This window comes from Vibrio sp. T11.5 (genome assembly GCF_027587155.1).
Classification (GTDB): Bacteria; Pseudomonadota; Gammaproteobacteria; order Enterobacterales; family Vibrionaceae; genus Vibrio; species Vibrio neptunius.
On the sequence record NZ_JAPPTP010000004.1, the window covers coordinates 1 to 25,408 of the forward strand.

21 protein-coding genes and 1 pseudogene are annotated in these 25,408 nt (G+C 45.6%); 8 read left to right on the top strand and 14 right to left on the bottom strand.

Annotated elements, in window-relative coordinates:
- Together OH455_RS05900 and OH455_RS05905 are read left to right on the top strand one after the other, a co-directional pair.
- A pseudogene (locus OH455_RS05900) lies at nt 1–430 on the top strand (transposase); the annotation flags it as partial.
- 433 nt (nt 431–863) lie between these two features.
- The gene (locus OH455_RS05905; protein ID WP_269980701.1) at nt 864–1,328 is read left to right on the top strand and encodes a cupin domain-containing protein; all 465 of its coding nucleotides are present in this window, start codon (nt 864–866) and stop codon (nt 1,326–1,328) included.
- Nucleotides 1,329–1,945: 617 nt separating this feature from the next.
- Here the strand turns inward: OH455_RS05905 and OH455_RS05910 are convergent.
- Both OH455_RS05910 and OH455_RS05915 read right to left on the bottom strand, forming a co-directional pair.
- Nucleotides 1,946–2,236 (bottom strand): putative quinol monooxygenase, encoded by a 291-nt coding sequence (locus OH455_RS05910; RefSeq protein ID WP_269980702.1) that lies wholly within the window; start codon nt 2,234–2,236, stop codon nt 1,946–1,948.
- A 29-nt stretch (nt 2,237–2,265) separates the two neighbouring features.
- Nucleotides 2,266–2,925 (bottom strand): nitroreductase family protein, encoded by a 660-nt coding sequence (locus OH455_RS05915; RefSeq protein ID WP_269980703.1) that lies wholly within the window; start codon nt 2,923–2,925, stop codon nt 2,266–2,268.
- Between the two features lie 234 nt (nt 2,926–3,159).
- Between OH455_RS05915 and OH455_RS05920 the strand changes: the two genes are divergently transcribed.
- Nucleotides 3,160–3,720 carry an SOS response-associated peptidase gene (locus OH455_RS05920; RefSeq protein WP_269980704.1) on the top strand — a complete coding sequence of 187 codons (561 nt, stop codon included), beginning with the start codon at nt 3,160–3,162 and terminating at the stop codon, nt 3,718–3,720.
- Nucleotides 3,721–3,843: 123 nt separating this feature from the next.
- Here the strand turns inward: OH455_RS05920 and OH455_RS05925 are convergent, their stop codons facing one another.
- Nucleotides 3,844–4,401, bottom strand: coding sequence for a type II secretion system protein (locus OH455_RS05925; protein WP_443088587.1), 558 nt, complete (start codon nt 4,399–4,401; stop codon nt 3,844–3,846).
- Nucleotides 4,402–4,723: 322 nt separating this feature from the next.
- On the opposite strand from OH455_RS05925, the gene OH455_RS05930 reads away from it, so the two are divergent.
- A complete protein-coding gene (locus OH455_RS05930; protein WP_269980705.1) occupies nt 4,724–5,455 on the top strand; it encodes a siderophore ferric iron reductase in 732 nt (243 codons plus the stop codon).
- 63 nt (nt 5,456–5,518) lie between these two features.
- On the opposite strand, the gene OH455_RS05935 is transcribed toward OH455_RS05930, so the two are convergent.
- From OH455_RS05935 to OH455_RS05950, 4 genes are all read right to left on the bottom strand, one after another.
- The gene (locus OH455_RS05935) at nt 5,519–5,971 is read right to left on the bottom strand and encodes a copper chaperone PCu(A)C (protein ID WP_045975851.1); all 453 of its coding nucleotides are present in this window, start codon (nt 5,969–5,971) and stop codon (nt 5,519–5,521) included.
- Nucleotides 5,971–6,570, bottom strand: a complete 600-nt coding sequence (locus tag OH455_RS05940) for an SCO family protein (RefSeq protein ID WP_269980706.1) — start codon at nt 6,568–6,570, stop codon at nt 5,971–5,973. The genes OH455_RS05935 and OH455_RS05940 overlap by 1 nt, the downstream gene beginning before the upstream one ends.
- Nucleotides 6,567–6,995 (bottom strand): hypothetical protein, encoded by a 429-nt coding sequence (locus tag OH455_RS05945; RefSeq protein ID WP_269980707.1) that lies wholly within the window; start codon nt 6,993–6,995, stop codon nt 6,567–6,569. Before OH455_RS05945 ends, OH455_RS05940 begins: the two co-directional genes overlap by 4 nt.
- Before the next feature lie 98 nt (nt 6,996–7,093).
- Nucleotides 7,094–7,633, bottom strand: a complete 540-nt coding sequence (locus OH455_RS05950) for a GNAT family N-acetyltransferase (RefSeq protein ID WP_269980708.1) — start codon at nt 7,631–7,633, stop codon at nt 7,094–7,096.
- Nucleotides 7,634–7,862: 229 nt separating this feature from the next.
- On the opposite strand from OH455_RS05950, the gene OH455_RS05955 reads away from it, so the two are divergent.
- On the top strand, nt 7,863–9,140 hold the full coding sequence (locus OH455_RS05955) for an HD-GYP domain-containing protein (RefSeq protein WP_269980709.1): 1,278 nt from the start codon (nt 7,863–7,865) through the stop codon (nt 9,138–9,140).
- Nucleotides 9,141–9,163: 23 nt separating this feature from the next.
- Here OH455_RS05955 and OH455_RS05960 read toward each other — a convergent pair whose 3' ends face one another.
- The gene (locus tag OH455_RS05960; RefSeq protein WP_269980875.1) at nt 9,164–9,817 is read right to left on the bottom strand and encodes a DUF2057 family protein; all 654 of its coding nucleotides are present in this window, start codon (nt 9,815–9,817) and stop codon (nt 9,164–9,166) included.
- A gap of 503 nt (nt 9,818–10,320) precedes the next feature.
- Here OH455_RS05960 and OH455_RS05965 point away from each other — a divergent pair.
- Both OH455_RS05965 and OH455_RS05970 read left to right on the top strand, forming a co-directional pair.
- On the top strand, nt 10,321–11,718 hold the full coding sequence (locus tag OH455_RS05965; protein WP_269980710.1) for a tryptophanase: 1,398 nt from the start codon (nt 10,321–10,323) through the stop codon (nt 11,716–11,718).
- A gap of 410 nt (nt 11,719–12,128) precedes the next feature.
- The gene (locus OH455_RS05970; RefSeq protein WP_269980711.1) at nt 12,129–14,666 is read left to right on the top strand and encodes a glycosyl hydrolase family 18 protein; all 2,538 of its coding nucleotides are present in this window, start codon (nt 12,129–12,131) and stop codon (nt 14,664–14,666) included.
- 67 nt (nt 14,667–14,733) lie between these two features.
- On the opposite strand, the gene OH455_RS05975 is transcribed toward OH455_RS05970, so the two are convergent.
- The 4 genes from OH455_RS05975 to OH455_RS05990 are packed head-to-tail and all read right to left on the bottom strand — an operon-like array spanning nt 14,734 to nt 20,874.
- A complete protein-coding gene (locus OH455_RS05975; RefSeq protein ID WP_045975857.1) occupies nt 14,734–16,848 on the bottom strand; it encodes a type I secretion system permease/ATPase in 2,115 nt (704 codons plus the stop codon).
- 10 nt (nt 16,849–16,858) lie between these two features.
- Nucleotides 16,859–18,769: a bifunctional diguanylate cyclase/phosphodiesterase gene (locus OH455_RS05980; protein WP_269980712.1), complete on the bottom strand. Its 1,911-nt coding sequence runs from the start codon at nt 18,767–18,769 to the stop codon at nt 16,859–16,861.
- 5 nt (nt 18,770–18,774) lie between these two features.
- A complete protein-coding gene (locus OH455_RS05985) occupies nt 18,775–19,437 on the bottom strand; it encodes a transglutaminase-like cysteine peptidase (protein ID WP_045975859.1) in 663 nt (220 codons plus the stop codon).
- A 45-nt stretch (nt 19,438–19,482) separates the two neighbouring features.
- Nucleotides 19,483–20,874 carry an HlyD family type I secretion periplasmic adaptor subunit gene (locus tag OH455_RS05990; protein WP_269980713.1) on the bottom strand — a complete coding sequence of 464 codons (1,392 nt, stop codon included), beginning with the start codon at nt 20,872–20,874 and terminating at the stop codon, nt 19,483–19,485.
- A gap of 280 nt (nt 20,875–21,154) precedes the next feature.
- On the opposite strand from OH455_RS05990, the gene pdxH reads away from it, so the two are divergent.
- Nucleotides 21,155–21,790, top strand: coding sequence for a pyridoxamine 5'-phosphate oxidase (pdxH, locus tag OH455_RS05995; RefSeq protein ID WP_206370182.1), 636 nt, complete (start codon nt 21,155–21,157; stop codon nt 21,788–21,790).
- A 198-nt stretch (nt 21,791–21,988) separates the two neighbouring features.
- On the opposite strand, the gene OH455_RS06000 is transcribed toward pdxH, so the two are convergent.
- On the bottom strand, nt 21,989–23,818 hold the full coding sequence (locus tag OH455_RS06000) for an SUMF1/EgtB/PvdO family nonheme iron enzyme (protein ID WP_269980714.1): 1,830 nt from the start codon (nt 23,816–23,818) through the stop codon (nt 21,989–21,991).
- 148 nt (nt 23,819–23,966) lie between these two features.
- Nucleotides 23,967–25,082, bottom strand: coding sequence for a PEGA domain-containing protein (locus OH455_RS06005; protein ID WP_269980715.1), 1,116 nt, complete (start codon nt 25,080–25,082; stop codon nt 23,967–23,969).
- Nucleotides 25,083–25,408: the final 326 nt, after the last annotated feature.

Genomic DNA, 25,408 nt, shown 5'->3' on the forward strand with positions numbered 1-25,408 from the left:
AGCCGCTGCGATGGCGTACGTAGACCTCAATCCTATTCGAGCAGGCATTGCCACTAAACCCGAAGACTCAGAATTCACTTCCATCAAAGCTCGAATCGACGCCTTAAACCAACAGCAATCTACAGCCCCTTGCCTTCATCCATTTATCGGTCACGAGAGCCACGTAAAAGGAGACGGCATTCCTTTTCGATTGATGGATTATCTTGAATTAGTCGACTGGACAGCCCGTCAAATTCGGCCCAACAAAGCATCGATGAATACCAACCTGCCACCCATATTAGATAGGCTTGGAGGAGACAGAAATAACTGGCTCAAGGTATGTACTCAATTGGAGAAATTTCACGTCACGGCGGTAGGCAGTCAAGCCAAGGCAATCATCGCGAAAACCGCTCTGAATAAGAAAAAGCTTCATTTACTCACCTTTGAGTAAGCGTCACTCGAAAGCTTTTAGACATTCCCCCACAGCTTGATAGCTGATATGGTGTTGAAATAAACGTACCGATAATCAATAAAATACCTTCCTCAAATCCAAGTCGGCGACAATATTCCTCAAAGTTGGCCGTTTATCAACATAACCCTGAGATGATTTGGTGAGTTTTGCTTTCGATTTACTGGTGTGTGTCCTGAATTTGCTGCTCCGTATCCGTCCTGTCCCGTATCCGTATCAAATCTCTGATAAGATTTGAACGCATGCAATGATAGCGACTTTTTTGGTTTTTCCTGATGAGACAAGTCTTGTGTCAGTGGCCTTGAATAAGGGGTTACATTGCGGTCAATAGAACCAATATAACTAAGAGTGCATTACGTAAAAGCAAAAGACGGCAATTATTTCGACTAATAAACGTTATGTAACAGGACAGAATATGACGAAAGTGAAAGACACTGCGAGTTTAAAGGGTGATACCTTTAATCCGTTTCCAGAGCCATTCAAGTCCCTTCTTGGTCATTCTGAGTGCAAGGGGTTAGGTGATTTATTTGGCTTATCTCAGTTTGGAGTTAATCTCGAAATACTTGAACCTAATGCTCAATCTGCTCTAAGGCATTGGCATACGAAATCCGATGAGTTTCTCTATGTGCTTGATGGTGAGCTTTGCTTAATTACGGACGAAGGTGAGCAAGTCATGAAACAGGGAATGTGCGTTGGTTTTCCGGCAGGCGTTGAAAATGGACATCATTTAATAAATCGTAGTGATAGCCAAGCGAAGTTCATTGTTATTGGTAGTCGAGTTGCAGATGATAAAGCGCACTACCCGGATGATGATTTCAAGTGGGTAGTTAAAGATTCAGGCGAGTGGGTGGCTTCCAAAAAGGATGGGACACCTTACTAGTTACATAACGGCATACAAAGCTTCAAGGTACTTTTTCGTGTTTTGGTGCCTGTCCTAATTAGAGTCCGTGGCGTGAATTTGTGGGTGTGTGTCCTAAATTTGAAATTTGTGGGCGATTTACGGCGATTTACTGGTGTGTGTCCTGAATTTTGTGCTAATTAGAGTCCGTGGCGTGAATTTGTGGGTGTGTGTCCTGAATTTGTCCTGCGTGAATTTGTGGGTGTGTGTCCTAAATTTGAAATTTGTGGGCGATTTACGGCGATTTACTGGTGTGTGTCCTGAATTTTGTGCTTAACGGCATACAAAGCTTCAAGGTACTTTTTCGTGTTTTGGTGCCTGTCCTAATTAGAGTCCGTGGCGTGAATTTGTGGGTGGGTGTCCTGAATTTGTCCTGCGTGAATTTGTGGGTGTGTGTCCTAAATTTGAAATTTGTGGGCGATTTACGGCGATTTACTGGTGTGTGTCCTGAATTTTGGAATTTTGTGCTGAATTTGAATTTGAATTTGAATTTGAATTTGAATTTGAATTTGAATTTGAATTTCTGAATTTGAATTGCGCATTTCTTCACTTACAAAAAAGCCGCGTAATGCGGCTTTTTGCTCCCGATAACGATACGTTTAGGCTATATGCGTCATGCGGTTGATGGTGAACGTCTCTACCGCGCCGTCAACGGCGGCGATGTAGTCGGCGATATGAGCGCTGGCGAGATGCTTGTCCAACGCGGCTTCAGAAGACCAGTTCTCATGGAAAACGAAATGCGCTGGGTTGTCGTTGTCTTGATGCAGATCGTAGTTGATGCAGCCATCTTCAGCGCGGGTTTTGTCAATCAGCTTGATCAGTTCAGCTTTCACCCATTCAATTTGGCCTTCTTTGGCAATGATATTGGCAATAATGGTTAACTTGCTCATGTGCTTACCTCTTGGTTGCTTTTGGTGCTTTACAGTGTGGTGATGACGTCTTCTAGAGGTAGACGCGCTTTTGGTAAGCCGTGGTTATAATCCTCACCGTCTTTGTGATACCCCAGTGCTAGCGCAAAGTCACATACAAAGCCGTCTAGCTCTTGTTTGAACTCTTCACCGATCAGCTCTGGATCGACCCCTTCCATTGGGGTTGAAGCAATGCCCATGCGCGCTAATGTGTGTAGCGTGTTTCCCAGTGCGATATAGGTTTGAGCTTTTGTCCAATTGCCGTTGAAACCGGTTTCATCTGTGTTGAGTTCCGCAAAGCCGAACGCGCCATTTAGCATGTCGTTGTATCGCTCTGCAGGCAGGTGGCCTGAGGTTACTTCTGCATCGACCACTTTTTTGTAGTTGTCTTTGGTAAAGCGAGGGTTGTGAGCAAACAAAATCGTATGAGACGCTTCTTTGGCATGCGGCTGGTTGAACTGGTGCATGTTGGCAAACGTGTTGTGGAAACGTTGTTTTGCTTCGTCACTCTCAAGAACGATGAACTTCCAAGGTTGTGAGTTGATAGAAGAAGCAGATAAACGAATCGCTTGTTTTATGACTTCCATATCTTCAGCAGAGATGCGCTTACTTGCGTCGTATTTTTTTGCTGTGTAACGAGTGTTGAGATCTTTGATGATTGGGTGAGTCATGTTGGCTCCTAGTTGAATTTAGATAATTGCATTAGGTCTCACGAACCGCTCGGACGATGTTGAACCCCTATTTCAAGTAAACGAACAAGCTCAAAAACTCGAAGACTTCGATATGAACAATGTCGATGGGTGTAGATTAACGACATTAAAGAAGGGGAAAAATAGCGAAAACTTCCAATCATTATGGAAATAACGGTCCATAATTAAACGGAGTCTCGAAAGAGGTGGAGCAAGATGTGCGGACGCTTGAATGTAACGGATGATCCACTGGTAAGAGTGGTTACCCAACTGGTGGGGATCGACTTCTTTCCTCAGATAAACCTTGATTTGAAACCGACTGAAAATGTCTCTGTGGTGGCGTTTGAGGCACAGGCGTATTGTCAGAAAGATATCAAGTGGGGAACTCGGCCTGAATGGGCTAAGCGATTGATTATTAACGCTCAGGCAGAAACGGTGGCCAGTAAGCCTACATTTCGTAACGGATTTGTCCGCAGGCGTGTCATTGTGCCTTGTAACGGTTGGTATGAGTGGTGTGAAAGTGGAGGTAAAAAGAACAAGTTCTTGTTTACTAACCCAGATGGCATGCCTCTGTATATGGCCGGAATTCTTGCGGATGACGGTAATTTGGTCATCCTGACTACAAGCCCTAACACACAATGCTTACCATACCATCATCGTATGCCATTTCTTGTCCCGGATATTGGTGTTGAGCAGTGGATAACGGCAACGCCGCAACAGGCACAAAGTTACCTTGAGTTAGCTTGGAGCGAGGAACTTTTAATTGCTGCAGCATAGTGTGTCAGTCGCTCGCAGCCAATGGCATCGACCAATTCAAGCCTTTGTGTTTTGCATTGTGGGCCATATCCACCACAGACTACGTTTCTCCCGACTTACATAGCAGGGAGGGCGATCTTTGATTTAACAGTTGGTATTTTCAACCCGTACGGTACAGACACAGCCTTCAGCTGGGCAGGTGCCTGATGACCGTCCTCCGAAGGAATCATAGATCACGTAGCATCCCTGCGGCAGAGTGGTTATGTTGCTACTGTTGAGCTCTGTGGCTGAAAAAGAGTGTTCAAAGCCAATCACTGTGTGTCGATTGCCGATCGCCGTTGTGAGACCATCGGTTGTACTGAGCGTCATAAAATCGAGCATGGTCAATGCATCTCCCGATTCCCCCTCACTTTCTGGGCATAGCGCCCCCCAATCGACTTCAACAGTTCCGATACCGAAATCCAAGATATAGTCCTGCTGATTCCCTGGGTTAGAGGTGCTTGGCGTTAGCCCTTTAACATAAGCTTTGGCACTGACCTGATTAACAACACCTTCCATCGCGTTGGCAATACCTTCTATGGTGGCGGTACGAGCCGATGTTTGAATATTGAGAAATTTCGGTGCCGCCACGACGGCCACAATGCCTAGGATTACTACAACAGTAACTAACTCAATTAATGTAAAACCTGCTTTTTTCTTCAAACTTCAATACGCCTATTATCTATGCACGTGTTGGCTTTAATGGAGTGCTAGAGAGATTCAATAGGGGCAATTATGCATATAAAACAGATAACTACAACTAGGTTGATATTTATAACACATAGATATTGATAATGTGTTTAGGTAACAAACAACTTGAATTTTGGTCGGTTGCTTGGCTGTTTTTGGTCGTTAGTCGATAAAATAACTCGGTGGTTAATCGTCAATGTGGTTATTCTATATTTAGTTAATAATAATCAATTGCATTAACCAGATGTTATCATTATCCTAACAAGCTGATTTTGTTTCTATAAATATCACTGCTATGAGCTCAGACGCCTTCTTCGACCATCTCTTTGAATACTCTCAACAGGTAACGCCTTATCTTGCTGGTGAGATTTCACCGATACCTGAAGATGCGTCCCAGCAGGATATTATCCATGTCGATCATCCTTGCAGTGACAATATCCAAGCACTGTATGAGCGCCTTAAAGCCGCTCATCCGGAAGCCGGTTCTGCCTATTGGCTGACTCGAACTTGGGATCTGCTTTGCTGGCAACCCGTCTATGTCTCTTTCATTTCGATTTATGCCTTGCACGGTTTGCCTGATCTCACTCGTATTGGTCAAAAAGTGCAGTCGGAATTTGTGACAGGTTTTCAATTCGAGTCGACAGAGCATGTGCATGGAACCGAGGCGGAGTTGGTGGCAAAAGCAGGGGTTCAACTGCAGGCTTTATTTGCTTACTTTCGCGACGAAATGAGCCAGTGGACGCGGATTCGTCCGGGTTTTACTAACCATCTATTCGCTGATGGTGTGCTTGGCTGTCTTGTGAAGCTGAGTCAATTTGCCCCTCACATTCCGAATGATTATCTACTTGAACAAGCTTCGCTTTGGTTGGATGCGTGCGGCTTGCCAGCTAAATTGGCGAAAACTCTGGCGGTGGATGAGCAAAGTGGAGCGCTGAAACTGGTGCGTACTAGCTGCTGCTTAGTGTATAAATGCCATGGGCGAAATCTCTGCGAGGATTGTCCGCGGCATCCGGATAATAAAGCCTAGTGGCGCGTGTCTATGCGAGGTTGAAGTGAATTAAGGCCGCTCATTGAGCGGCCTTTTTATGATTTAGTGATGATGTTTATGATTCATCCCACTCATGACTTTCTTGATAGGTGCTGAGACGGTCTGCTCTTCTCCATTGGCGAAGGTCAGTTTTACATCTATGTTTTCACCTTCGACTAGCGGCTTTTTCAGATCAAACAGCATAATGTGTAGGCTGCCTGGCTTTAGCTCTACCATGCTATTGGCTGGCACGGTAATTTGTTCTACCTGACGCATTTTCATCACATCACCATCTTTGATAACGTCATGCAACTCAACTTTACCTGCCGCCTCTGTACTCGCAGAGACGATAACACGGTCTGTTGCGCTGTGGTTCATGATTTCAGTGAACACGGCGCTGGTGGCGGCGCTCGGTGGCGTCGCACGCGCGTAGGTGTGAGATAGCATGATGTCGGAAGCCGCGTGAGCAAGTGGGCTCAGCGCAATAGAGGCTAACATGAGGGCTTTTAACTTCATTAAGATTTTCCTTGTGACGTAAGTGTTTTCATCGCTTCGACCAGAGGAGCAGGTGTCAGCGTATGCGGCACTTTAGTAATTAATGTGCCATCTGGTTTTAGGAAATAAAAATAGGAGCTGTGGTCAAGGGTATACTTTAGCTCCGAGTTTTCTAATTTGGTTTTACGAAAAATAACGCCGTATTTATGTGCCAGAGGCGTGGTGATATCGAGTGGCGCCGACAAACCTTCAATCATTGAATGGAAGTATTGAGCATATTTGTACGAATCTGCTGCGGCATCACGCTCTGGATCAAGTGAAACAAATATAGGCCTGAAGTGGGATTTCACCTCGTCATCCACCTGATTAAGTGCGCCGGCTAGCATAGCCAATGAGGTTGGACAGACATCAGGGCATCGTGTAAACCCGAAGTATACGATACGCACACGAGGATCTTGCTGATCGAAGATTTTGACGGCCTTGTCATCTTTGCCAAAAAGGACGACTTCTTTGCTGGCTGTCACGGGGGTTTCGGCCGTTGGCTTTGAATCCAAATACGCTTTAACACCAAAACCGAGCGCAAAGGCAGCGACTAATATTAAAGACCAATTTTTACTCATTGTTCCATCCTAATCGAGGTACTCACACTGTGTTGGCCATCAGTGATTTCACCAATCCAGGTCATAGCGTCCGTTGTACATACTGGCAGAATGACTTGGCCGGTAAACTGACCAGTTGAGTTCTTATTGAGTTTAAATACAGCGGTACCCATTTCCATCTCGTAGCCTTGCAAAGTCAGTAACAGGCTGTCTTGTTGAGCGGTGGTCCAATCAACGACGATTTCAGTGGGTACCAAAGGGTGACTGATGTCGCGGTCTACTTTTATACGAACATCGTTGTTTTCACAAGCTTGAGTAGTGAGTAAGCAATATTCTGACAAAGGTTTGACTTGGGAACGGTTTTTAAACCACTGAAAAATGTCACCGGCAAAGAAGCCTGCACTGAGTGTTACGACAACTAAGAACAGCTTTAACAGTGAAGACACGGTGTTCTCTCTTTCCTTATAAAGCTGCAATCCTAGCATCAAGCAACGCGAAATACCTTAGCCAACCAATAAATCTGTGGTTGGAATCAATTTACTCATCAATGGGTGTTTTGGCGGTGAATACCGTAGATGGCGTGATCCAGAATTCGATCTCCAATTTTTTCCTCATTGGTGATAATCCCTTCCAGTGTCATGCCTACTCGTTCAGCCACTCGCCGGCTAGGGAGGTTATCTTTGGCGGCGGATAACTGGACCTTCTCCATTTGGTATTCATTGAATGCGATATCAATCAGTTTGTTCACAACCCGTGTCACTATGCCTTTGCCTTGCTGATGTTGCGATAGCCAGTAGCCAACCTCGACGGTTTTTGTATCGTAATCTATGGTGTTAAAGCTGCAGTTTCCGACGATATTGCCTTTGTAGATGATTGCGCAGGTCATGGACTTTCCGTCTGCATATTCATGTAAAACACGTTGCACGAAAAGACGAAAGTCTTGTTCGGATTGACAGAAGGGGGGCCAAGCCAACCATTGCGATAAGTACTCAGTTTGACTGGACACCAATTCGCTGTATTGAGCAGCGAATGACTCTTGAACAAGAGCGAGTTCGAGTTCAGAGTCGATAGAGATTGTGAACATAAGGGACCTAAACAAGTTGAATATGAATAGATAACGTAACAGAGTAAGACTTAGATCACCATAACCTCTTGTTGCAAAAATATTTTCTATGTAGCACGAAATTCACCCAAGACGTTATACCAATCACAATTATATAAATAGTCCTAAATAACTTGTGGTCTTTATGAAATGAAATCGTTTAGCCTTGTTGGCCTAAAATAAGAAAAATGAGTCAGTTAGGTTAATACGAATGGATGAGCTGCTTGATAACGTAAGCGTAGATTTACGTCAGGTGCTTTTTGAAATCGCTTCAGCCCTCGATGCTGTCGGGATCGATGATTTAAATCATGGTCACCGGGTGGCATACATTGCGTATCAATGTGCTAAACGGATGGGGTGGGAGGAAGAGCAGGCTCAAATCGCTTTTTCTCTGGGATTGATCCATGATTGCGGCGTATCGCAGTCTAATGAGCGTTCCTATCTATTCAAGTCGATGGCACCGGAAAACGCCAAAAAGCATTGTGTTAGAGGATATGAGCTGTTAAAGGCTTGCCCACCTTTGGCCGGTCTAGCGCCGCCAGTTTTGTATCATCATACTTGGTGGGAGCAGTTGAATGGCGAAACCAAAGCGTCAGAAAACGATAAACTACTCGCCAGTCTGATATTTATCTCTGATCGAGTGGATCACCTTTATTCCCGCTTTTTCCCAGACCAATACGGTAATATCACCGAGGCCAACAAAACGTTGATCATCGGGGAGTTGACCGCCAATGCTGGGATCTTGTTTGAGCCGAATATGGTTCAGCATATGTGCGAGTTGATAGACAATGATGACTTCTGGTTTTCGATGGAATCTCGCTATATCGAGACAATGGCCAGCCGCTTTCCGCCAGTGCCTTTCTTTTCATCTCGATTGGGGTTGGAAGATACGATTGCGGTGGCGGAGTTTTTCGCGCAGATCGTGGATGCAAAAAGTACTTTCACGTTCCAACATTCTCGTCATGTTGCAGAGTTGACCTCGTTTCTGGGCAAGCAACTGGGGTATTCGGCCAAAGCCCAACGTATGTTGTATTTGGCTGGGTTAGTGCACGATATTGGAAAGCTGAAAACGCCAGTTGCTGTGCTCCATAAACCAGCTGAGTTAACAGAGGAAGAATACGCCTGTATAAAGCGTCATGCGACGGATACCCGACATGCGCTGACTAATATGTTTCGATCTAGCCAAGTGATTGATTGGGCGTCTAATCACCATGAAAGACTGGATGGGTCCGGTTACCCTTTGGGGAAAACGGCCAAAGACCTTGATCAACCGAGTCGAATTGTGGCCATCGCTGATGTGTTTCAGGCGTTGACCCAATCACGTCCTTATCGGCCGGGCGTTTCACTTGCAGAAACGATGCAAATATTGCAGCAATTAGTGGATGAAGCCAAGCTGGATTCTGTCGTATTCGAGTGTTTGATAGAGAACGACATGCAATGCTATCAGATTTCCACGGGTCACCCCGCTATAGAAAAAGCCAGCGCTTAATTGCGCTGGCTCACTGCCGTCGACTATTTTTCTAGCAAGAATTGTTTAAAGCGCGCCTGCGTTGCAGCGTCGGCTTTATTATACCAGAAGTGCAGCATCTCCTCGGCAGTCGAATCGCTTTTGATGCCTTCTTGTGTGACTTGAGCAGGTAAAGTGACGGGTTGCACTGCGGCGCCAATTGTGGCGGCGGAAACAGCAGCGACCCCTCCTCGACGGTTATAATCTGCCAATTCAATTTTGAAGTTACGGCCAATCTGCATACCGTCTTTGACTAGTTTATCCTGCGTTACCGCCAAAGCGCTGCCACTTGCTGTAATGAGTTGCCAGTCTACTTGCTGGATCTCTTTCTCCGCTTCACGTTGATCGCGGTATTTGGGCATGTTGAACGTCAGTTCCGTATCCTTGGTGTCAAACGTAGCAATAATCGGATCGCTTTCAAGAATAATACGGTCTTTACCTTGTGTGAAGTAAGGTTGGTAGCGGAATAAAATTTGGTTTTCGCCGTCAGGCAAGGTCAGCGTTTTCTTTGACGAAAAGAAGCCACCAGACAGTTCTGGCTTTGCGTCGTTTGCAACCAATACATCTACGGTGTCAGGGACGGTAATCGTAACCTCAGCCGCCGCCATTCCGCTTATGCTTAGTGCCGCAGCGGCCAATAATGTTGTTTTGATCTTCATGACTTGATCCATTTTATTTGCTCAGCCAACACTTTGCCTAGCAAGTCCAAATATTTCAATTCGATGAATGTCAAAGTGATAAGATTTCACGGAAACTTAACTTTCAGTAGTGATTTATCCATCATTAAAAGTGAGTAAAGTGCGAGCCTTATTTATGGCGAGCAAAAAACGGTCGAGCAAAGATAGAATCATTGCAAGCAATAGAGTGAGCCATTAACACATTTTGAGTGATGCCTCTTGGTAAATTGGGGCAGTCATGGCTATATTGATTATTGTGTCTATAACCTATGAGAGGGAACACGCTATGAATTGCATTTGGATGCAAGACAGCCGTTTTGTGTTGTCGTCATGGTACAACCTAGACTTCTGCCTATCGCTGTTAAGCAAAGTATCAACCTCGTAATAATTTCCTAAGGTGCACTCGCGCCATCTATTTGTAATTTAACACTTTAAACCCGATGCAGCTTATCTGCAGGGACAAATCTATCTATAGGAAATTAACAATGAAACGTATTCCAGAGCCCTTTCGCATTAAGATGGTTGAACCGATCAAAATGACCACTTATCAAGACCGAGTCGCTGCTCTTGATGAGGCTGGCCTTAACCCTTTCTTGTTAAAAAGTGATGATGTGTATATCGACCTTCTGACCGATTCTGGCACAGGTGCGATGAGTGACAATCAGTGGGCGGGATTGATGATGGGAGACGAGTCTTATGCGGGGAGTCGTAACTATTACAATCTTTGCCAGGCCGTTGAACATTTTTTTGGTTATAAGCTAACGGTACCAGCCCATCAAGGTCGCGGTGCGGAGCAAATTCTATTTCCAGCTTTGATTGAGCGTATGCGTAGTGTTCGTGGTGGAACAGAGCCAGTTTTCATCTCCAATTATCACTTTGATACCACAGCGGGGCATATTGAGTTGAATGGAGGCAAAGCGATTAACGTCGTTGACAGGCATGCTTTTGATACAACGACACCGTATGACTGGAAAGGCGACTTCGACCTCGACAAACTGAAAGCGACTATCGATCAGTACGGTGCACATAACATCTGTGCCATTATCACCACCGTTACTTGTAACAGCTCTGGAGGTCAGCCAGTCTCTATGGCTAACATGCGCGCTGTTTATGAGTTGGCAAGCAAGAATGATATCCCGGTTGTCATTGATTCAGCGCGTTATTGTGAGAATGCCTATTTTATTAAACAGCGCGAAGAAGGGTACCACGACAAGTCGATCCTCGAGATCATACGAGAGATGTATCAATACGGTGATATGTTGACGATGTCCGCTAAGAAAGATCCTATGGTCAATATTGGAGGTTTGTGTTGTATTCGTGATCACCAAGAGCTGTTCCAAGCTGTGCAAACGCGTTGTGTTCCAATGGAAGGGTTTGTGACTTACGGCGGCATGGCAGGGCGAGACATGGAAGCTTTGGCTCGTGGCCTTTATGAAGGCGCAGATGAAGATTACCTTCACTACCGGATCAGTCAGGTGCAATATCTTGGAGAGCGTCTGCGAGAAGGCGGTATTCCCATTCAGTACCCTACAGGCGGTCACGCAGTGTTTGTTGATGCGGCTAAGATTCTCCCCCACATTCCTCCAGAGGAATTTCCGGCCCATGTCTTGTGCAATGCGCTATACCTAGAATCCGGTGTCCGGGCGGTAGAAATTGGTTCGCTGCTATTGGGGCGTGATCCTGAAACAGGCCAGCAAAAAGCCTCGGAATTGGAACTGATGCGCTTGACCATTCCTCGCCGTGTGTATACCAATGATCATATGGACTACATTGCCGATGCGATTATTGCTCTGAAAGAGCGTGCTCATGAACTTAAGGGCTTAGAGTTTGAGTACGAGCCACCTGTGCTACGTCATTTCACGGCGCGATTTAAGTCCAAATAATCTTCGAACAAAACTTGCCCCCTATCTACTTTAGGGGGCGTCATGCTCTAAAGTGATCCTCAATGTTTTGGCTAATTATTTCTTAAATTACTGACAAATAAGAACGTTTTAGCAAATGATTAGATTTTATAAATTTGGGGTGAAATCCTATTTGTAATGCAACAGGCTTTGTATATACAGCTATTTTTTGATCTTGCCTCGAAAACAACCTTTATTTTTTTCATCAAAAAAAAAGTCTCTCGAATACTGAAAGTGATGTTCTCGCGACGTATCTGCAGAACAGCGAATACCGACCTTCGATAAGTCTTTCGCCTCAATATTTGGCCATCAGGCAGTTAAACGCGGCTTACGATGATAGGTATCACTTCCCAACTTTTCGGGTAAATGTACAAGGAATGAGAGAAATAGGTATGAATCGTATAACTTTGTGCGCCGCTAGTATCGCTGTGGCGTTATCCGGCACCGCGATGGCTGCACCAACAGCCCCAAGTATTGATGTTTATGGCTCAAACAATCTTCAGTTCTCGAAGATTGAACTCGCGATGGAAACCACTTCTGGTTACAACGATATGGTCAAATATTTCGATGAAGCGGATATTGCCATTAAGTTTAATCAATGGAGTGGCACAACAGGGGACACCTACAAGGTTTACTTTGATGGAGTTCAGGTGGCAACCGGAGCCATTACGGGCAGTCAGACGACAGCAAGCTTTAAGTATGCAACTGGCGGTCGTTATCAGATGACAATTGAAGCCTGTGATGCAACAGGTTGTAGCGCCAGCGCCCCTGCAGAAATCGTGGTTGCTGACACCGACGGTGCTCACCTTGCTCCTTTGAAGATGAATGTTGATCCAAACAACAAGAGTTACAATACGGACCCTAACACAGTTGTGGGCACTTACTTTGTTGAGTGGGGAATCTATGGTCGTGAATTTACGGTAGACAATATCCCTGTCGATAACCTGACCCATATTTTATATGGATTTATTCCAATTTGTGGCCCGAATGAATCACTGAAATCAGTCGGTGGTAACAGCTACAATGCACTGATGACCGCATGTAACGGGGTGCCGGATTATGAAGTGGTGATTCATGACCCATGGGCGGCTTATCAAAAGAGTTTCCCTCAAGCGGGTCATGAACACAGCTCTCCTATCAAAGGTAATTACGCCATGCTCATGGCGCTAAAGCAACGCAATCCAGATCTAAAAATTGTCCCTTCCATTGGTGGCTGGACGTTATCAGACCCATTCTTTGACTTCACTATCAAAGCAAACCGAGACACGTTTGTCGCGTCTGTTAAGCGCTTCCTGACGACGTGGAAGTTCTATGATGGTGTGGACATAGACTGGGAATTCCCCGGCGGTGGCGGTGCGGCTCCTGATTTAGGTGATCCGGTGAACGATGGTCCTGCTTACATTGCGTTGATGCAAGAGCTTCGCGCTATGCTTGATCAGCTAGAAACAGATACAGGCAGAACGTATGAACTGACGTCTGCAATTGGTGTGGGTTACGACAAAATTGAAGATGTGAATTATGCGGAAGCGGTTCAGTACATGGATTACATCTTTGCTATGACGTATGACTTCTACGGTGGTTGGAACAATGTTCCTGGCCATCAAACGGCACTGTATTGTGGCACCTTTATGCGCCCGGGTCAGTGTGATGGTTCTGGCGTCGACGACAATGGCCAACCGTATAAGGGCCCTGCCTACACTACGGATAACGGTATTCAGCTTCTACTAGCGCAAGGTGTGCCAGCGAATAAACTGGTTGTGGGTACTGCCATGTATGGTCGTGGTTGGGAAGGCGTGACACCAGATACGCTCACAGATCCTAACGACCCAATGACGGGAACAGGTACTGGTAAGCTGAAAGGTAGCCCAGCACAAGGTGTCTGGGAAGACGGTGTGATTGATTATAAAGGCGTTAAATCCTTTATGCTTGGTCCAGATAATACGGGTATTAATGGCTTCGAGTACGGTTATGATGTACAAGCTGAAGCGCCTTGGGTTTGGAATCGCTCAACGGGACAGCTGATCACATTTGATGATGATCGCTCAGTGAAAGCAAAAGGCGCTTATGTGCGTGGTTTGGGTCTGGCAGGTTTGTTCTCTTGGGAAATTGATGCCGACAATGGTGACATTCTTAACGCCATGCATGAAGGGCTGGCTGGTGGCACACCAGCGAATCGAGCCCCAGTTGCAGTGGCGGGAGCGGATGTTTCGGTAACTGGACCTGCATCGGTTGTACTCGATGGCAGCGGCTCAAGCGATTCTGATGGCAGTGTTGCAAGCTATGCTTGGGAACAAGTCTCAGGAACTAGCGTTCCACTCACGGGGGCAAACACCGCACAGGTCAGCTTTAATGTGCCAGAAGTTGTGCAAACAGAAACGCTTACTTTCAAACTGACGGTAACCGACAATGAAGGTGCAACGGGTGCCGACACTGTGGCGGTGACCGTACAAGCGAAAGACACTGGCCCTGTCAACACTCCGCCAGTGGCTGCCGTATCAGCACCAGCGACAGCGAATGCTGGAGATAGGGTGGTGGTGGACGCCTCAGGTTCTAGCGATGCTGACAATGATACCTTGACCTACAGCTGGGATGTGCCTGCAGGACTGGATGCGACGATTAATGGCGCCACAGTGACGTTCACGGCGGCTGAGTATACCCAAGATACGTCATTGCTATTTACGGTTACTGTCAGCGATGCCCAAGCGACATCATCGGCTTCGGCAACGGTCGTTGTTGCCAAAAAAGATACCGGTGGCGGTACTTGTACCAACGCTTGGGATGCTGGCGCTGTATACAATGGTGGTGACCGAGTGACTCATGGTGGTAGAGTCTGGGAAGCGAAGTGGTGGACACAAGGTGATGATCCCTCTCAATCTGGTGAGTGGGGTGTCTGGAAAGATGTAGGGCCAGCAAACTGCGAGTCTAGATGACTCTTCTTATCGTAAATAAAGAAAAGCCGCTCAATATACACTGAGCGGCTTTATCGTTTCTGTCAGATTAGTTAACGGCTCTGACTTTACCTTGTTTGAGGTTGTTTAGCACTTCTGCTTTAGGGCCATCAGCGATGACACAGCCTTTTTCCATGACAATGACACGATCGACCACATCTAACATGGATGTTTTGTGTGTAATTAGGATCAGCGTTTCCGATGGTTTAAGTTGCGCTAACTGTTGCTTAATGTGCATCTCAGAGCGGTTATCCATGGCGCTGGTTGGCTCATCCATCAATAACACTGGTGGGCGACCAAGGAAGGCGCGTGCAATGGTAATGGCTTGACGTTGACCACCTGAGAGCAGGAGACCACCTTCACCGACCTGACGTTCTAGACCTGCTGGATCTTGCTGAGTAAATACAGTCACGCCAGCGCGGTTTGCTGCATCCATCACATCGCGATCGTCGGTCAATGGGCGACCCAAAGTAATATTGTCACGAATAGAACCATAAAATAGCTGGCTGTCTTGCGGCACGCAGCCGATATTGCGCCGGATGTCGATATGATGGAGCTGTTCGATGTCAGTATCATCAATACGTACATGGCCTTCGGTCGGTTTAAACAATCCAAGAATGAGACGTTCAAGCGTCGTTTTACCTGAACCAATGCGGCCAATGATGGCGACTTTTTCACCTGGATTAATCGTAATGCTCAGATCTCGAATAGAGGCGATTGGCGAATCAGGATAGTGGAAGGTCACTTTATCCAATTCAATCTTACCGTGAACAATCGGACGGTGAATATAGCGCTTGCCTTCTTCCTGTTCATCTGGCATTTCCATCACTTGTTCAATAATGGTCATTGAAGACTTGGCTTGATTGTAGCGAGTAGACAGCAAAGAAAGCTGAACCATTGGTCCGATCGCCCGTCCGCTGAGCATGGTTGCCGCAATCAAACCTCCCATGGTGAGATCACCTTCAGCAATCAGATATACACCAAGGATAATCATGCCTATATTGGAAGCCTGTTGGACAAAACCTGCGGTGTTTTGGATACCATCAGTGATCCGTCGGCTCTTGATGTTCCAATTTGCCATGTGTGCAACCGCCTCTTCCCAACGAAATTGGAATTGGCTTTGTGCGCCAAAAAGTTTAACCGTTTCTAGCCCAGATAAACTCTCAATTAAGTTCGCATATTTCTGCGAGGCAAGGCGAGAGCCCTCCTCAATGGTTCGACGTAGTGGCCCCTGGATCAGTGCTGAGTAGATAATAAGAATCAGCACACCCGCAATAGGCACTAGGACTAGACTGCCGGCCATTAGCCAAATCAAAACAAGGAACAGTAAGGCAAACGGCAGGTCAATCAAAGAGCCAATAGTGGCAGAGGTGAAAAACTCCCGTATGGACTCGAACTCTTGCAAGTGACGAGCGAAAGCGCCTACGGAAGGTGGTTTTGCCTCCATGCGAATACCGAGCACTTTGCTAAACAGCTTCGATGAAATCAGAATGTCCGATTTTTTACCCGCAACATCAATAAAGTAGCTGCGCATTATTTTAAGCGTGAGATCAAACAGGAAGATAACAAAAATACCACTGGCCAACACCCACAAGGTCTCAAAGGCAAGGTTTGGAACCACCTTATCGTAAACCAAGCGAGTGAACATAGGGGCGGCTATGGCAAAAAGGTTAATCAGAATCGAAGCGATCAATACATCACGATAGATGTTTTTTGACTGCCAGATTGTACTCCAGAACCAATGTCCTTCACGCGTCTTAAGTACTTCAGGAGAGCGTTCATCGTAACGGAATTGTTTCTTAACCAGAAAGTAGCGACCAATATAGAGCTCTTCCAGTTCCTCGAGTGGGATGGCAATAGGTACTAATCCAGATTCGCCCGTGACGATTTCAGCTTCTCTTTTTTCGCTGTTGACAGTATTGAGAACACAAGCGTCACCACTTTTCAGTAGCAGCACCACAGGCAAAACGAGATCTGAAATATCTTCGAGTTTGGAACGATTTTCTTTAGCGACCAGACCTGCGCGCTCAGCCGAACGAGGGAACAAAAATGGTGTTAGCTTGCCTTCGGTTAAAGGCAAACCATTGATCAAGGCTTCTGGCGAGTTAGCCAGACCGTAATAGCGGCTGACGTAAATCAGCGAATTTAACAAAGGATCCTGCATCGATAACCTTTTACTTATCTACAATGAAGCCTTGGAAGACATCAATAAAGTGTTCAGACAAGAAATCCAATTGGGTTTGTGTCTCAACTCGCGACGCAATCGTTTTAATACCAAGGTTATATGCCGTACGTGAAATGGATGTCAGAGTGAACTTCTGTTTTTCATCATCCAGATGGTGTGTGTACAGATAATCTAGTTTAACGTACGCCGGACGAAACTCGTTAATGTAGTCTAGTGACTGGAAGTTGCGCCCATAGTTATCTACCCCAAAGTCAGCCCCCGCACCGCGGACTGCATTACAGAATAAAGCGGTATGGTGTGGGGTGTTGACGAAGCAGCTTTCTGGTATTTCGAAATGCAGAAGACTGGCCACGGAGCGGTGGCGGTTGAGCATTTGCGTGATCCAGCGAATAAAGCTGGGTTGAGCAATACTGCTTTGCGAGATGTTGATGGCAACAGGCTCAGAAAATTCGTCTTTCTCAAGGCGATTGATAATAGATTTGGTCACGTACTCATCAAACAGGTGGCTAGCATTGAGCTGTTCTAAGGCAAACAGGTACTGGTTAGCACTGAAGCGTTCACCATTCTTTTCAATTGCGGAAAAGACTTCGCGATGATAAGTCTTGCCTCCTTCGTCATTAGCGGCCTGGAATCGGAACTGGAACCAATCGTTACTGATTGCTTCCTCAACCAAGCTTTTCCATTGCTGTTTGCCCATCAAGTTTTCAGAGTTGTCACCTGTGACATAGCCATAAGTTATTTCTGGGTCTGATTTGGAGATTGCCAGTGCGTTGTCCAACATGGTCAAAATTTCAGATGGGTTTTTAGTCGTTTCACTGTAGACAACACCGAGTGATAGGTTGGAGGTGGCCATGCCTGTTGGATCGGCGTTGATATCCTGAACATAGGTGACAATGCTTTCGGACATGAGTTTAAGGTCGGTTTCGTCCACATTGGGCAAAATAATGCCAAATTCCGCAGAAGAGATTCGAGCTAGAGTCACATCAGGTGACGTCAAAGAAACTTTTAGATGGTCTGCGAGTTCGCGAACCATGCCATCACCAGCCTCATAGCCTTTCTCTTCGTATAGCTCATGAATAAAGCTGGCTTCTAAAATAGCGACGCCACCGAAGCCGCCTTCGCCAAGCCATGAGTTAAGTTGGCTCATGTAGTATGCACGGTTGCCCAGAGCAGAGACGGGATCAATGTAGGCGCGTTCACGCAGTTGTTGAGCCTCTTTTGCTTGAGCTTTAAACGACAGTTCGACTTGAGCTGACATGCTATTAATACCGTCGACGACGTAAATTAAATCTTTCGTTGTTGGCCTTGGAAGCGGTTCTCCAAAATTATTTTGTGCGACTTGCTCCATTTTCTCCACGATGAGCTGAAGTGGGTGCAGTGCACGTTTGAGAATGAAGGCGATGGCAAGAAGACCGATAGTGAAGATTAGGCTGAAAGCGATGACTAGGCGCTCGAATGCGTTCCATAACTGGGTGTAGGCATCCCCAGTATGACTAACGATTTCCACTTCCGCCAGTTGCATCCATCCGCTCGTCACCACGCGACGTTCATGAATTTTTTCAAACAAATGTAGTCTGGTAAACCACTCAGGAACATCGAGAGGTTTGACGGGGTAAGAGCGCAGGACTTCTTCGCCGTTGTCTAGGAATATCAGTCGAACGATTGAGTAGCTGCTGCCGTCAAAAAGAGCATTAATAACAGACTCTACTGCCACTTGATCTTTGTTCTCTAAATAGGGAGCCAGCGCCAAGCCAACGGTATTGATGGTGTTATTTACTTCTGAGCGCTGCTGTTGCACTAAGTTATTGCGCGTGGTGTTAAATTCAATGATGAAGACTGAGGCCATCAGCATCAAAAATACAGCAATCATTCCCGCGACAAGCTGTTTATATAAAGTCATATTGCCTACTCATCGTAATTGACTATTGGTTTATTCAGTTTGAGTGATTTTTCTCGGGCACGAAGGTCATTCCATAAGCTTAGTCGGGATGACTTTCCTGCCAGTTGTCCTTGTTTTGATTTCATCAGCCACAGGTTTTTACCATTGAAGCTGTAAATCGGTAATAAATCTCTACGTTTAGACGCTTTTTTGATCTCCGGATCGATGTTGTCCAGCAGAATTGGCTCCGCACTAGGTTTGGAATAGTACGCAAGCACCATGTGAAACTGGTTAAGTGTGATTGCTTTAACGTACACCAAGCGGAGTTTTTGATCTGAGACACCTAATTCGAGAAGAGAAAAATACTTGGCGATAGTAAAATCCTCACAATCACCCGCATTGCTACCAAGGAACTCTAGTGGTGTTGCCCAGTAGTCTTTCTTGCCCCATAAACGGTCATCATTAACGAAATTCAGTTGGTTAAAAAAATGGTTCACTTCCGTCAGTTTTTGTCTTTCTGAAAGGCCTTTAAATTGTTCCATTTCTCGGCGCCAGGTTTCGACTCGTTTCCCTGCTCTATCTCCGTAGGTATTGCGTACAGCCTCAATCCAACGCTGCTCTTGAGTATTAAGCGCCTGTGAGGCTGTAGAAGCCAAAATGATAAACAGAGCCGCTAGCCAGTACTTCATCTTAGCTAACTCTGACCTTACGTGCAGTTACCACTGTTTGCATTGTTATTCCTTCAGTGCGTTGTCTTTTGCGCCCAGAATCGGCTTGAGTAAGTATTCCATAACGGTTCTTTTGCCTGTGATGATGTCTACCGAAGCTGTCATACCGGGAATGATAGGCAAAGAAGTATCGTTATTCAGGCTCGTTTCTTTGGTTCGAACCCTTACCAAATAGAAGCTGTTTCCTTCTTCGTCGGTGGTAGTATCTGCGCTGATATGTTCCAGAGTGCCTTCTAAGCCGCCATATTTGGTAAAGTCGTAGGCACTAAACTTGACGATGGCATGTAGTTCTGGACGAAGAAAGGCGATGTCTTGCGGTGCTATCTTAGCTTCAACCAGAAGTGTATCTTCGCTTGGTACGATTTCGACAATGTCCATGCCTGGCTGTATCACTCCGCCAACTGTATTGACATTGAGCGTTTTGACGGTGCCTGTCACGGGTGACATGACAATGGTTCGATTGACTCTGTCTTCTAGGCCTACGGTCGATTCGGTCAACGATGACAGCTTATCTTGAGCCTCATTGAGTTTCTCTTGTTGCTCTGAACGGAACTTTTGCGCAGCGTCAATGCGGCTTAGCATGGATTCTTTAATCGCAGATTGGAGGACAGGGACTTTGAGTTCACTGGAGGTCATTTCGCGGCGGGTATCGTTCACTTGGCGCTGGAGCTTGAGTAGCTCTATCCGAGGCACCACCCCTTCATCCGCCAGTGGTTGAGTGATCTCCAGCTCTTTGCGAGCAAAGTTGTAGCTTTCACGTAAATTTTTTACGCGAGCTTGAATCTCAACCAAATCTTGCTGTTTTTGTTTGACCTGTTGATCGAACAATGAAATCTGATTTCGGAGATTGTTTAAATCCTGACTGTACTCGGCTCGTTGACGCTGAACTAATGTTGGTTGCGTTTCTTCAAGTTGTGGAGGAAAAGCAAGTTTGCTGAAATCAAGTTGGACACTTTGCTGCCAAGACTTCTCGCTGAAATCTTCATTGATAGTAACACTCGCAATTGACGCTGACAGTTGCAATACACTCGCAGTTAGGTTGGCCACTTGTTGCTCTCGCTCACGAAAGTCTGAACGGAAGCGAGTGTCATCGATTAACAGTAACTGCTGGCCTTTTTGAACGACTTGACCTTCACGGACAAGAATCTCTTTGACCAGCCCACCTTCAAGGTTTTGGACAACCTGTATTTGAGAAGAGGGAACAACCTTTCCTTGCCCAACGGTGACTTTATCGATTTGTGCCCAAGAAGCCCATATGCCAGCAAGGACAAAGAATAAAACCATCACCCAGAGCATGACGCGAGCGCTATTCGGCGTATTGAGTAAAAGCGCTGCCGTTTTGTCATCTACATAATCAAGTTCGTTATCCGAGAGCTTGTTGTAATGGCTCTGACTCATTGAGATTCCTTGTTATTACTGGGTATATATTGGATTCTATTATCCAATCTGTTAAATGTTAAGGTGCAGTTTTAGAACGATACTCTGTATCAAGCACTTAAATAATAGAAAACAATCAATCAGTTGTGCTAAGTATACATGATGATTTTTCTCAATAACTGGTCATTTACCAATAGATAGTATTCCATATGCCTAAAATGCCTACGACAAGATGGCACATAGGGTTGTGTTCATGTATATATGAGCGCACAATCAGCAAAAAAATTTCGCAGGAGAGAAGATGGAACTCGAAGATATCCGCCGTGAGTACAGCAAGGGTGGGTTACGCAGAAAAGACCTTAAAGCCAACCCAGTAGAGCAGTTTGATTTGTGGTTACAACAAGCGATTGACGCTAAGCTCACTGATCCGACGGCAATGACAGTGGCGACGGTCGACGAGCATGGTCAGCCTTTCCAGCGAATTGTGTTGCTCAAGCATGTCGATGCGCAGGGTTTCGTATTCTATACCAACCTAGGTAGTCGCAAAGCGCAGCAAATTGAAGGTAATTCGCGAGTCAGCTTACATTTTCCATGGCATCCACTCGAGCGTCAGGTTCACATTACGGGCGTCGCTGAAAAACTGAGTATTACAGAGAACATTAAGTACTTCTCTTCACGACCAAAAGAGAGTCAACTCGCTGCAATTGCGAGTAAGCAAAGTAGTCGAATTTCGACTCGAGGAGTACTCGAAGGTAAGTTTTTGGAGCTAAAACAGAAGTTTGCGCAAGGTGAGATCCCTGTTCCTTCTTTTTGGGGAGGGTTTCGCATTAAGCCTGAAAGTATTGAATTTTGGCAAGGTGGTGATCACCGTCTCCACGACAGATTCTTGTTCTCAAAGGCCGAGAATGAATGGCATATCGACCGACTCGCTCCTTAAGATTCCTTTACCAATATCAACAATACGCCGCTTTACGCGGCGTATTCATTATTCAGTACCACTGAAAGTTGAGTGCGTAGTAGAGTTTGTGGTATGTGGAAGCCAAAACCTCGTCAGATGAGCTCGGAGTAAATTCTATCTAAATTTAACACATGAAAAAGGGGGGAAATCCCCCCTTAAAGCAATAGTTATGTCATCTTAGTTGATATCACGTACCACACGGAAACCAACATAGTTGGCCGCTGACGAGCTTGATAAGGAAAGCTGTTGATGCGCTGCTGCCATATCTGGAGAGAAGTTCCATGCACCACCTTTGAGTAGCCCACGGCTATCACTTGTCCATTGCCATATATTGCCTACAGTATCATAAATACCTAAGCGATTAGGTTTGAAAGCGTTGACTGGTGAAGTGCTTTTGTTTGACCAAGACGTGCCTCCCCAGCCCGTGTTGGCTTGGTTTGGAATAAACTGGTCTCCCCACCAATAATGAGTTTCAGCCCCCGCTCGGGCGGCAATTTCCCACTCATCTTCACTGGGTAGTCTGTACCTATGCTTCGTTTTGCTGCTCAACCAGTTAGCATAGGCTTGGGCATCATTTCGACTGACACAAACAACGGGTGAGTTTGACGCCTGTTTAAATCCAGGATTTCGCCAGTAACCTTTGGCAATGGGTGTCACTTCGCCTTTAACAATGGCGGTACAGGTGTTCTTTAACTCTGCATCCGTTTGGTAGTTAGTTGCATCAATAAAAGTCTTGAATTGCCCAACCGTCACGGGTGTTGTACCGAAGCCAAAAGGGTGTTTAAGCTGTAGCTGTTTGGAACCGTGTTCACCAAGAATGTACTGACCTGAAAGAATGGTAGAGAGCTCAGGGCCTTGAAGACCTGAGCCTAGAGAGTCCGCAAACTTATCCCCTTCGCGTAGAGGGTTGGCTTTTTCAACCAATACGGCTCGAAGGTTTTGATCACGTCGTACGGTCAATTCACGGTGGAAGGAGCGATAACCCTCTTTTTCGACCGTGATCATATGTGGACCGACAGGAAGCATCACTTCTACAGGCGTGCTGCCGTAGTTCACGCCATTGATCGCGACTTTATCATCAAAAAGGTTTGAACGAATTGTTAAGGTGACCCAAGCGACTTCTTTATTGCTGACCAATGTGTCTTTGTCATTTAACGTCTCTGGCTCAAAGCAATATTGCTTGTCGATGCCGAGCAACGTACAGGCAGCACTTTGTGTCGGACGAGCTTGCATTTCAACATCCATCAGGCTTCGATAGCGAACACCATCATAAAAGCCAGACTCTTTGGCTCTAGAGCGGAGTACATGGATATTGAAAGGAACCTTGTTGGCATTTAACTTAACCACTTGTGGTTCACTGGTCGTGGCAACCAGCTCTGACTGAAATTGTTTAACGGCTTTTTGCAGGGCAAGGTCACGTGTCTGACGGTCACACTGAGCGATAGTCATGTCTGCTTGGCAGCGGTTAGTAAAGCTGACGGACAATGAATGCGCTTGTTGGAGTTCTTCCTGAAGGCGTTCAGCGCGGGCACGAAGTTTATTCTGGTCCAGAGCGTCAATGCTTTGCTCAATGGCTTCAACTTCGCTATTGGCGAGATCCAATTGATGCTGTAGTTCTTGAAGTTCTTGTTCTCCAGATAGACGTTGGCTTTGATTCTGTTTCACTTTTGACCAAGCGTCTTGGTACTTTTTCTGTGTTGCAGCCAGATCAATATTCGGATCTTCAATCATTCTGGAGTAATCGTTTTCGAGGCTCGTCTTGGCTTCGTTTAGCGTTTCGTCCAGAGATTTGGCGAGCTTGGTTAACTGAGCGACAACCTGCTGTTGCTCTTCAAATTTCGCATTTTGCTCATCCCGAGCTCGTGTTGCCGCTTTCAGCTCTTCATGTTTGTCAAACAACTGTTGATCGAGAACAACAATAGGATCGCGAGCCTCCTGAGCCAAAACACTGGCTGAGATGAAGCAAGGTGACAAAGCAAGAAGGAGCGTTGGTAAACCAGTTCGCATTATCTATTTCTACAATTCTTTTCTATATAATGGGCTTATTCTAAACGAAAGCGCCATTTTTTCTTAAGTTATAAAGCGATAACTTACGATAAAATGGCGTTTTTGGCCAATTTTGTGCAATCCCCCTCTTTCTGAAAAGAGAAGTGTGTTAAATATCTGAATCAGGTCGTAACTTGACCCATACTGTATCATTGCCATTGACGGCTATGGTGCGGTTGTATGTCTGGTAACCATCTTTAGAGACTGTGAACTGATGTTTGCCTCTAGGAAGGACAACTTCGACAGGCGTGCTTCCGTAGTTTACGCCATTAATGGTGACGCGATCTTCATACTGGTCTGATCGAATAGTAATATTTGCCCAGCTTTTCTCTTTGTTACTGCTGCTTTGGTCTTTCTTTGTTACTTGTGCTCCATTTAGACAGTAACGCGACGAGACATTCAGTAATTTACAAGCGGCTGAAGCTTCTGGACGAGCCTGCAATTGTGCTTGCATTTCAGTAAAGTAACTGTTGTTGCCTTCGAAGCCCGAACGAATAATTTGGCTTTCCTGAACAAACACATTGAGCTGAACGCCCTTTAGATTTTGCTTAGCAAGAGTTGCTTCCGTCAGACCGTCAAGCAGCTTAGATTTGAAGGTATTCACCGCACGTTGCTTTGTTAGGTATTTACCCTGATTGGTACACTCACCTAGCGTCATGGTTGCAGAACACGTAGTTTTAAACGCAGTGTTGAGAACGTCACTTTCGCGTAGTTCTGCGTCGAGTCGTTTAACGCGCGCTTCTACTTTCTGTTCTTTGAGATAAGACAACTCGGAGTTAATACGAGAGCGTTTCTGTTTGATTTGTGACAAACGCATTTCCTGTTCTGTAATGGTTTGCTCTTGCTCAAGAATTTGTGTTTGATTTTCTTTCACCGAAGACCAAGCTTGTTGGTATTCTTGTTGGAAAGAAAGTAGATCAACATCTGGGTCGTCTAACAGGCGATTATATTGTTTGTCCAGTGCAGACTTAGCGCGGTTGCGTTTCGCGTTGAGCTCTTGCTCTTCACGCTGGTATTTAGTCAGTTCAGCCCTAAGCTGTTGTAAACGATCGGATTCACCTTCGAACTCAGTGCTTAACGCTTGTAGTTCACTTTGTTTGTTTTCTAACTTAGCATCGATAGCTGCGACAGGATCGGCAGAGTCAGCCGTTTCCGCAAAAACCGAAGTCGATACCCATAAAGGGCTTAGCGCAATTAAAAGCGCTGGGATGCGACGTGTTATCATATTTCCCTGCAACAATTAACGTTTCATATTACCAACGTAAAACCAAAAAAAGACAAACTTTTGACAGTCCATGTATCCCTGCCTTTCCCAAGTTTTCTTTTATCCCTGCATCTTTCTTTTTAACAGATTAGTCAACTTTTGGGCAGACGAATCTAAATTGAATGTATATAAAACTTGGATGCTACCTATCATTTTGAGTTGATTGGGGAAATATGCAAGTGAAGATTGAACATCTGCAAAAAGAAATGTTGCTAGAAGTGACATAAACCGTAATTTATGTGCACTTGATCATTCTTCCGAAAATAAATTAAGCTCATTTTTTAACC